The sequence below is a fragment of the Phytoactinopolyspora endophytica genome (assembly GCF_004138495.1).
GTDB lineage: Bacteria > Actinomycetota > Actinomycetes > Jiangellales > Jiangellaceae > Phytoactinopolyspora > Phytoactinopolyspora endophytica.
Window position 1 is genome coordinate 12,665 of record NZ_ML142858.1, and the last position, 8,675, is coordinate 21,339.

Annotated in this window: 10 protein-coding genes; 7 read left to right on the plus strand and 3 right to left on the minus strand. The window is 66.6% G+C overall.

What is annotated here, in order from left to right:
- Positions 1–134 precede the first annotated feature (134 nt).
- Positions 135–1,124 carry a dTDP-glucose 4,6-dehydratase gene (rfbB, locus tag ELR45_RS19115; RefSeq protein ID WP_129667956.1) on the minus strand — a complete coding sequence of 330 codons (990 nt, stop codon included), beginning with the start codon at positions 1,122–1,124 and terminating at the stop codon, positions 135–137.
- 233 nt (positions 1,125–1,357) lie between these two features.
- Here rfbB and rfbA point away from each other — a divergent pair, with 233 nt between their 5' ends.
- Positions 1,358–2,245: a glucose-1-phosphate thymidylyltransferase RfbA gene (rfbA, locus tag ELR45_RS19120; protein WP_129667808.1), complete on the plus strand. Its 888-nt coding sequence runs from the start codon at positions 1,358–1,360 to the stop codon at positions 2,243–2,245.
- Between the two features lie 114 nt (positions 2,246–2,359).
- On the plus strand, positions 2,360–2,959 hold the full coding sequence (locus ELR45_RS19125) for a dTDP-4-dehydrorhamnose 3,5-epimerase family protein (RefSeq protein WP_129667957.1): 600 nt from the start codon (positions 2,360–2,362) through the stop codon (positions 2,957–2,959).
- On the opposite strand, the gene rfbD is transcribed toward ELR45_RS19125, so the two are convergent.
- Positions 2,949–3,797 (minus strand): dTDP-4-dehydrorhamnose reductase, encoded by an 849-nt coding sequence (rfbD, locus tag ELR45_RS19130; RefSeq protein ID WP_129667809.1) that lies wholly within the window; start codon positions 3,795–3,797, stop codon positions 2,949–2,951. The two genes, ELR45_RS19125 and rfbD, sit on opposite strands and share 11 nt — an antisense overlap.
- Before the next feature lie 402 nt (positions 3,798–4,199).
- On the opposite strand from rfbD, the gene ELR45_RS19135 reads away from it, so the two are divergent.
- Entirely contained in the window at positions 4,200–5,015 is an 816-nt protein-coding gene (locus ELR45_RS19135) for a hypothetical protein (protein ID WP_129667810.1), read from the plus strand.
- A gap of 55 nt (positions 5,016–5,070) precedes the next feature.
- On the opposite strand, the gene ELR45_RS19140 is transcribed toward ELR45_RS19135, so the two are convergent.
- Complete coding sequence (locus tag ELR45_RS19140; RefSeq protein WP_165367925.1) at positions 5,071–5,586, minus strand: hypothetical protein; 516 nt, start codon at positions 5,584–5,586, stop codon at positions 5,071–5,073.
- Positions 5,587–5,836: 250 nt separating this feature from the next.
- Here ELR45_RS19140 and ELR45_RS19145 point away from each other — a divergent pair, with 250 nt between their 5' ends.
- From ELR45_RS19145 to ELR45_RS41055, 4 genes are all read left to right on the plus strand, one after another.
- Positions 5,837–6,994, plus strand: coding sequence for a glycosyltransferase family 4 protein (locus ELR45_RS19145; RefSeq protein ID WP_129667812.1), 1,158 nt, complete (start codon positions 5,837–5,839; stop codon positions 6,992–6,994).
- A 232-nt stretch (positions 6,995–7,226) separates the two neighbouring features.
- Entirely contained in the window at positions 7,227–7,604 is a 378-nt protein-coding gene (sdhC, locus tag ELR45_RS19150; RefSeq protein ID WP_129667813.1) for a succinate dehydrogenase, cytochrome b556 subunit, read from the plus strand.
- Positions 7,601–8,056 carry a succinate dehydrogenase hydrophobic membrane anchor subunit gene (locus tag ELR45_RS19155; RefSeq protein WP_129667958.1) on the plus strand — a complete coding sequence of 152 codons (456 nt, stop codon included), beginning with the start codon at positions 7,601–7,603 and terminating at the stop codon, positions 8,054–8,056. Before sdhC ends, ELR45_RS19155 begins: the two co-directional genes overlap by 4 nt.
- Positions 8,057–8,080: 24 nt before the next feature.
- The coding region (locus ELR45_RS41055; protein ID WP_240759873.1) for an FAD-binding protein at positions 8,081–8,675 on the plus strand (595 nt) is incomplete at its 3' end.

An 8,675-nucleotide genomic window follows, 5' to 3' on the forward strand; every position in this document is an offset into this window, starting at 1 on the left:
GGTGCCCAAGGTCGCCGTGTTCCTGGCGACAGCCGTCGTCGCTCGGCTGCGGGCGCGTCGCGCGAACCGGAACCGGGATGATGCCTGGCTCCGGGACGAGAGCAGCCGCCGCTGAGGCCGGTCTGCCTCCGCTGTCACACCGACGTGTGCGGCAACCGCTTGAGTGGCTCCCACCAGGAGCGGTTGGCGCGGTACCAGGCGACGGTGTCCGCGAGGCCCTGGTCGAAGGGGATCTTCGGCGAGTACCCGAGCTCGGTGCTGATCTTGGTGATGTCGACCGAGTAGCGCAGGTCGTGCCCGAGCCGGTCTTGGACGCGTTCGACGCTGTCCCACGTGGCTCCGGACGCCTCCAACAGGATCTCGGTGAGCGCGCGGTTGGTCAGCTCGGTGCCGCCGCCGATGTTGTACACCTCACCGGGCTGCCCGTCCGCGCGGACCAGGTCGATCCCGCGGCAGTGGTCGTCGACATGCAGCCAGTCCCGCACGTTTGCGCCTTCGCCGTAGAGCGGGACCGGCAGCCCGTCGAGCAGGTTGGTGACGAACAGCGGGATGAGCTTCTCCGGGAACTGGTACGGACCATAGTTGTTCGAGCAGCGGGTGATCACCACCGGCAGGCCGTGCGTGCGGTGGTAGGCGCGGGCCAGCAGGTCGGCGCCGGCCTTGCTGGCGCTGTACGGGGAGTTCGGCTGCAGCGGATGGTCTTCGGGCCACGAGCCGTCGTCGATCGAGCCGTAGACCTCGTCGGTGGAGACGTGGACGAAGCGTTCGATGCCGTGCCGCAGGGCGGCGTCCAGCAGGGTCTGGGTCCCGACCACGTTGGTCATCACGAAGTCGCCCGCGCCGACGATCGAGCGGTCGACGTGGCTTTCGGCCGCGAAGTGCACCACCTGATCCACCTGGGCCATCAGTGCGTCGACCGTCGGGCCGTCACAGATGTCGCCCTCGACGAACTTCAGCCGGGGGGACTCGGCGACGGTCGCCAGGTTGGCCCGGTTGCCGGCGTAGGTCAGCTTGTCCAGCACGACGACGTCGGCGTCGGCCAGCTCCGGATAGTCGCTGTTCAGCGCTGAACGCACGAAATGTGAGCCGATGAACCCCGCACCGCCGGTCACCAAAATCCGCATGTGTTGCATGCCCCCCATTGTCGGCCAACGGCCCCCTCGGTAGCAGGAGGCGAATTTCCTGCATTTCCGACCGCTGCACGCATATCTTGCCTATCTGGGCGGTTTGGGGCAAGGTGTCCAAGTCTGCACTTCGTTCCTTCTCATGATCATCAACGCTCAGACCGGTCCCTGGGCGGCCAACGGTTGATGATCATGGGGACGGGTGGGGCGAGCTCTGAGGGGGGCTGAATGGCATGAAGGGGATCATTCTTGCCGGCGGAACGGGAAGCCGGCTGCATCCGCTGACGATTCCGGTCAGCAAGCAGCTGATGCCGGTCTACGACAAGCCGATGATCTACTACCCGCTGACCACGTTGATGCTGGCCGGTGTGGTGGACATCTTGGTGATCACCACTCCCGACGACGCCGATGCGTTCCGCAAGCTGCTGGGCGACGGCTCGGCGTTCGGCATCTCCATCCGCTACGCCAGTCAGCCGGAGCCGGAAGGCCTCGCGCAGGCGTTTCTGATCGGCGCCGAGCATATTGGTGACGATTCGGTGGCGCTCATCCTCGGCGACAACATTTTCCATGGCGCCGGTCTGGGCACGCAGCTGCGCAAGCACGCCGACCCCGGCGGCGGCGTCGTGTTCGCGTATCACGTCGCCGACCCGCGTGCGTACGGCGTGATCGAGTTCGACGCCGAGGGACGCGCGGTCTCCCTGGAGGAGAAGCCGCAGGCACCCCGGAGCAGCTATGCCGTGCCAGGTCTGTACTTCTACGACAACGAGGTCATCGAGATCGCCAGGCGGCTGCGGCCGTCGGAGCGCGGCGAACTGGAGATCACCGACGTCAACCGCGCCTATCTGCGAAGCGGCGCGTTGCAGGTGGAGGTCTTGCCGCGCGGGACGGCTTGGTTGGACACCGGCACGTTCGAGACATTGATGGCGGCGGGCGACTACGTGCGGGTGATCGAGGCCCGGCAGGGGCAGAAGATCGGTTGTCCGGAAGAGGTCGCCTGGCGCCTGGGCCTGATCGACGACGATCATCTGTGGCGACGAGGACGAGAACTGGAGCGCTCCGGATACGGTGCCTACTTGCTGGGGCTGCTCGATGGCGCGCCCTCGCCGTTGGAGTCGTCGTGACGCGCCAGAGTCCTGCGGTGCGTTTGCACATTGCGGCTCAGGGCGCTCGGTGTGCAGGACACTACTTGGGTGAGTGGAGGTGAGCCTGGCGTGAGTGGCGGCACATTGGAGCCGATGGAGATCGGCGGCGCGTGGACGTTCACGCCGCGCGTGTTCGGCGACGAGCGGGGAACGTTCCTGGAGTGGTTCCGCCAGGACGTGCTGGAGGCCGAACTCGGTCATCTGCTCGACCTGCGCCAGGCGAATTGTTCCGTCTCGGCGGCCGGCGTCGTGCGTGGAGTGCACTTCGCCGACGTCCCTCCCGGCCAGGCGAAGTACGTGACCTGCCTGGTAGGTGCGGTCGTCGACGTCGTCGTCGACCTGAGACTGGGCTCGCCGACCTTCGGGAAATGGGACTCGGTGCTGCTCGACGACGTCGACCGCCGGGCCGTGTACGTCTCCGAAGGGCTGGGGCATGCGTTCATGTCTCTGATGGACGGGTCCACCGTCGCCTACCTGTGCTCGAGCGAGTATGCGCCGGAGCGCGAGCACGGGATCGATCCGCTCGATCCGGAGATCGCGATCATGTGGCCGTCGGTAGATCGTCATGGCGGGCTGATGCCCCATCGCCTCTCGGACAAGGACGCCGGCGCGCCGTCGCTCGCGGAGGCGCAGCGGCAGGGCCTGCTGCCGGACTACACGGTCACCGAGGCGTACCGCGCTATCAAGGGTTGAGGAGCACGGGGACCGCGGCGTCGAACGCCTGTCTCCAGTGCCGCATCGGCGGCAGCGCGGTGCGTGCCCAGCCGTCGTGGGAGAGCACGGAGTAGGCGGGACGCGCCGCGGGCCGGACGAACCGGTCGGACGTCGTCGGCCGCACTCGCGCCGGATCGTGACCGAGGGCGGAGAAGACCGCCCGCGCCAGCTCGAACCAGGTGGTCGTCCCGGAGTTGGTGGCGTGATACACGCCGGCGGGCACGTCCGCCCGGACCACGTCCACGATCCGTTCGGCGAGGTCATGAGTCCAGGTGGGCTGGCCGGTCTGGTCGTCGACGACATCGACGTGGTCCCGGGTCTCGGCAAGCCGTCGCATGGTGGAGACGAAGTTCTTGCCGTGCGCCCCGTACAGCCACGCCGTGCGGAGGATCACCGCGGTCTGCGGGGCGTGCTCCAGAGCGGCACGCTCGGCTTCGGCCTTGCTACGGCCGTAGGCGGAGACCGGTTCGACCTGCTCGTCCTCCCGGTACGGTTCGTGGGCTGCACCGCTGAAGACATAGTCGGTGGAGATGTGGACCAGGCGGGCGCCGTGCTTGCGGCAGGCTCTGGCGACGTTGGCGGTACCGGCCGCGTTGACCGTCATGGCGGCGTCAGGATCCGCCTCCGCGCCGTCGACGTCGGTCCAGGCCGCCAGGTGCGCGACCACATCATGGCCGGCGACCGCATCGACGACGGCGGCGGCATCGGTGACGTCGAGCTCCGGCCGGGTCAGTGCCGTGGTCTGGTCGGAGGGCAGGAGCGATGTCAGATCATGCCCGAGCATCCCACCCGCGCCCGTGACGAGCCATCGCGTCATGGCGTGGACCGCTTTCGTGCGCTCATGCCCTCGTCCGTTCCTTTCGTGAACAGGGACGTCAGCACCGTATCGCGGCTGTTCCGGGGCGTCTACGTGAGTCCTTCCGGCCGATACACCCCTCGGCACACCCGTCCGTCGCCGACGGCTGACCTCAGCGCGTGCGCGCGAGCCTGTGGGGCAGCGAGAAGATCCACAGTTCATCATGCGATGAAATCTTCTTACGCTACCACCACTCGCTGGTCAACGCTCCTCCGGCCTGGGTGAATGCGCTGTGTACCAGGCGTATAGCGTGTCAGGCGGTCGGGTCGGCAGCCTGTGCGGACGTCGTCCGTAGCTGTGCTCGGCCTTGCCCGGCATCCAGGTGCCGGAGATCCACGAATGAACAATCGAAGGGATAGCTAGATGCGAATGACGCGTGCATCGCGTCGTGTGGTGACCGCCGCCGTCGGGGGCGTGCTCGCCCTCGGGCTGGTCGCCTGCTCGTCGGATGACGATGAGTCCGACGACACAACGAGCGAGGAGAGCGTCGACGACGCGGAGTCCGAGGGTGACGAGCCTGACGCCGACGACGCCGACGATGCTGAGATCGAAGAGGTCGACGACGAGGACGAACCCGAGGACGACGGCGACGACGCCGACGACGAGGGTGACGAGGGTGACGACGCCGACGCGAGCGCCGGTGACGGTGACTACGTGGCCGCTGAATGGGCCGAACCGGTCAGCGTCAACGGTGACCAGATCGCGACGATCGAGGGCGATGGCTTCGAGGTCGAGGTCTACCAGGTAGGCGTGACCGAGTCGCCGAAGGACGGCATGCTGGCCGACCCGGACACCAACGAGCCGATCCTCGCCGAGGGTGACGAGATCGTCTTCGTGAACTTTGTTGTCACCAACACCTCCGATGAGCCGGTCGACCTCAGCTCTAGCTTGGTGAACGTCGATGCCACATACGAGGACTGGGAGTACCTGCAGGGCATGGACTCCATTACCGACAACGATCTCTATGCGGAGATGGAGGTGTACAGCAGCGGAGCAGGCTACCTGGACCCGCCCATCTACACGTTCGGGCCTGGTGAGTCGTTCTCGTACGGCACCAACTTCATGTACAAGACCGACTCGCCGGTGATCTTCGACGCGACGTTGACGCCGGTCGACGAGGAGGGCGAGCTGATCAGCGACGAGCGCCGTGAGGCCTCGGCCGAGGCCACGCTCTCCTGACGACGAGGCCGCCGCGGCCGACGCACTGAGAGTGCCATGCCGCGGCGGCCCCTTGTCAATGCACCTGATGCACCGAGGTCTCCTGGTCGGCCCGGATCACCAGATACCGCTCCCCCCGGCCTACCTTCCGGCCGATCGGGAGGTTCTGGCGACCAGTGCCCAGGCGCCCGGCGAAGATGGGTGTTTGATGCATCCGATAAAGCGGATCGAGCCGGTGGAGCATGACGCCGACTTCCGCCGGCCGCGACATCATCACGACCACGCGATTGTTGACCTGCTCATACATTGCACTAGCAACAATCTTTTGGCCGCCGGATGGTATACTAACCGCTTCTTGAATCTGGGCGACAATCAATGGCGGTATAGGCGCGAGCCCATCGACCACCTTTAGCGCCGGATTCTGCGCTTTAAGTGTTGTGACCACTGTTTCGCGCTTAGCGCCGCGCACCGCCCGTCCGAGCGCCAGCACGTCGACGGACGAACCGTCGATGCTGGTAGCGCGGTCGAGGTCGGTCTCTTGCATGACCTCCATCCCGAGATGCTGCAACGTGCGTCCTAACTCATCAAGCACGCGAGCGCGCTTACCGAGAAGTAACACCCGTGCGACTTGCTGTCCTGCCTCCGCCGTCATAGGCCACCCCTGACTACGTCGCATTCCGCCGACCCTTGACAAAAATCATGGGCATCCGTTTTGGTGAAAGTCACGACCCATCTCTCATGTTGAGATAGCGTCCCGTTATCGGATCAATTGACGTCTGCTCGTCATCGTTCATTCACGTCGACCTCGCCACGGCGCCATCGGGGAACCACAACGTGGAGCCATGCGCGTCGCGATCATCACCGAATCGTTTCTACCGCAGATCAACGGAGTGACGAACTCGGTCTGCCGGGTCGTGGAGCACCTGGCCCGGCACCGGCACGACGCGCTCGTCGTCGCTCCGGGCGAGGGCGTGACGCAGTACCTCGGTGCGCCCGTCGTCCGGGTGCGCTCGGCCACGCTGCCGGGCAACGAGGACAGCGTCGTAGGGCTCGCGACCTGGCGGCGGATCAGCGCCGTCCTGCGTGAGTTCCAGCCGGACGTCGTCCACCTGGCCTCGCCGGCCTGGCTCGGCAAAGCCGGGATGAAGGCGGCGGCGAGGCTGGAGATTCCGACCGTAGCGGTCTTCCAGACGGATCTCGCTGGGTTCGCCCGCGGTTACCGCGTCTGGCGGATGGTCGGCGATGGCGCCATCTGGTCCTGGCTGGGGCGGATTCACGAAAGGGCGGACCGGACGCTCGCGCCGTCGTCGGCGACGATGCAGCAGCTCGCGGCCCATGGCTTCCCGCGGCTGGCCCGGTGGGGCAGAGGGGTGGACCTGGTCCGGTTCCATCCGGCGCATCGTCATGAGCGGTTGCGCCGGCAGATCGCCCCCGCGGGGGAGGCCATCGTGGGATACGTCGGACGCCTCGCCCCCGAGAAGCATGTGTCCTCGCTGGCGGTCCTGCGCGATGTCCCAGGCATCCGCGTGGCGATCGTCGGTGGCGGGCCGAGCGAGGACGCCCTGCGTAGACAGCTGCCCGATGCCGCGTTCCTCGGTTTCCGCACGGGCGAGGATCTGTCGCGGGCATACGCCAGCCTGGACGTGTTCGTCCACACCGGCCCCGCGGAAACGTTCTGCCAGACCGTCCAAGAGGCGTTGGCCTCCGGTGTTCCCGTGGTGGCGCCCAACTCCGGCGGCCCGGTCGACCTCGTCGCCCCCGGTCGGAACGGATTCCTCGCCGATCCGGCCGACCCCCTTCAGATGCGGGCCGCCGTCGAGAAGCTGGCGGGCGATGCCGAGCTCCGCAGCGCCATGTCGGTGGCCGCCCGGGAGTCCGTCCACGGCCGCTCCTGGGCCGCCGTGTGCGACGAACTGCTCGGCCACTACGCCGACGCCGTCGCGCACCGCAATGGTGAGGCCGCCCGCGACAACCGTCGATCGGCCGCGTCGCGTTCCTGAGTGGCCGAGCGGTCGCGGGGGGACTTATGTCACACGCCAGAGGTGAGATTCACCACGGATCGGCGTTGTTTGTCGGGCTACGATAAACGCCGGTCGCAGCCCGAATGCTGCGGCTGGGCGCACATGAACGAGTGGTCCGGCCTTCACGGGGAGGTTGTCCCCTCGATGCGGATGCCGTAGCTCGTTCATGATCGTGCGCCCGAACTCCGAGATATGCGAAAGGTGACCTCCCGTGCCCAAAGCGCCGGCAGGCACGCTCTATCGCGGCCGTGAAGGCATGTGGTCGTGGGTGGCCCACCGGGTCACCGGTATCGGCATCTTCTTCTTCCTCTTCGTCCACGTGCTCGACACCGCGCTGGTCAGGGTCTCGCCGGAGGCCTACAACACCGCGATCGAGACGTACCAGACGCCCATCGTCGGTCTCATGGAGGTCGGACTGGTCGCAGCGGTGATCTACCACGCCTTCAACGGCGTGCGGATCATCCTGGTGGACTTCTGGAGCAAGGGCCCGCGCTACCAGCGTCAGATGCTGGCCGGTGTGCTGATCCTCTGGGTCGTCCTGATGGTGCCGTTCATGATCCGTCACCTCTCTCACGTGTTCGGAGGCTGAGACTCGTGACCGCAACCACCATCGCCGCACCGCGTACGCCGCGCCGGTCGCGTGGCCGTACCAACACCGAGCTCTACGCATGGCTGTTCATGCGGATCTCCGGCGTCCTGCTCATGGTGCTGGTCTTCGGGCACCTGTTCGTCAACCTGATGATCGGCGACGGCATCAACGCGCTCGACTTCGCCTTCGTCGCCGGGAAGTGGGCCGACCCGTTCTGGCAGATCTGGGACCTGCTCATGCTGTGGCTCGCCATGATCCACGGGACCAACGGACTGCGCACGATCATCAACGACTACGCCGAACGTGACCAGCTCCGGATGTGGCTGAAGGTCGGGCTCTACACCGCCACGGCGATCACCATAGTCCTCGGCACCCTGGTGATCTTCACATTCGACCCGTGCCCCGCCGAGGCGGCCGCTGACTTGCTGCCGTCGTTCTGCCCGGCGCCGTAACCGCGGTAGAAAGTAGGTACTCCCATGCAGACTCACCAATATGACGTTGTGATCATCGGAGCGGGCGGAGCCGGCATGCGCGCCGCTCTCGAAGCCGGACAGCGGGCCCGCACCGCTGTGATCACCAAGCTGTACCCGACCCGCTCGCACACCGGCGCCGCACAGGGCGGCATGTGCGCAGCCCTGGCGAACGTCGAGGAAGACAGCCCGGAATGGCACACCTTCGACACCGTCAAGGGCGGCGACTTCCTCGTCGACCAGGACGCCGCGGAGATCATGGCCAAGGAGGCGATCGACGCCGTTCTGGATCTGGAGAAGATGGGCCTGCCGTTCAACCGGACCGAGGACGGCACCATCGACCAGCGCCGGTTCGGAGGGCACACCCGCAACCATGGCGAGGCCGCCGTGCGGCGCGCCTGCTACTCGGCCGACCGCACCGGGCACATGATCCTGCAGACGCTCTATCAGCAGTGCATCAAGCACAACGTGGACTTCTTCAGCGAGTTCTACGTCCTGGACGTCATCTTCAATGAGGTCGATGGTGAGCGGCGCACCGCCGGTGTGGTCGCCTACGACCTCGCCAGCGGCGAGGTCCACGTCGTGCGGGCCAAGTCGGTGG

Coding starts and splice junctions, on each gene's coding strand:
- ELR45_RS19135 (WP_129667810.1), top strand. CDS start 4,200: ATGCGAATGACGCGTGCATCGCGTCGTGTGGTGACCGCCGCCGTCGGG.
- ELR45_RS19145 (WP_129667812.1), top strand. CDS start 5,837: ATGCGCGTCGCGATCATCACCGAATCGTTTCTACCGCAGATCAACGGA.
- rfbB (WP_129667956.1), bottom strand. CDS start 1,124: ATGCGGATTTTGGTGACCGGCGGTGCGGGGTTCATCGGCTCACATTTC.
- rfbD (WP_129667809.1), bottom strand. CDS start 3,797: ATGACGCGATGGCTCGTCACGGGCGCGGGTGGGATGCTCGGGCATGAT.
- rfbA (WP_129667808.1), top strand. CDS start 1,358: ATGAAGGGGATCATTCTTGCCGGCGGAACGGGAAGCCGGCTGCATCCG.
- ELR45_RS19125 (WP_129667957.1), top strand. CDS start 2,360: ATGGAGATCGGCGGCGCGTGGACGTTCACGCCGCGCGTGTTCGGCGAC.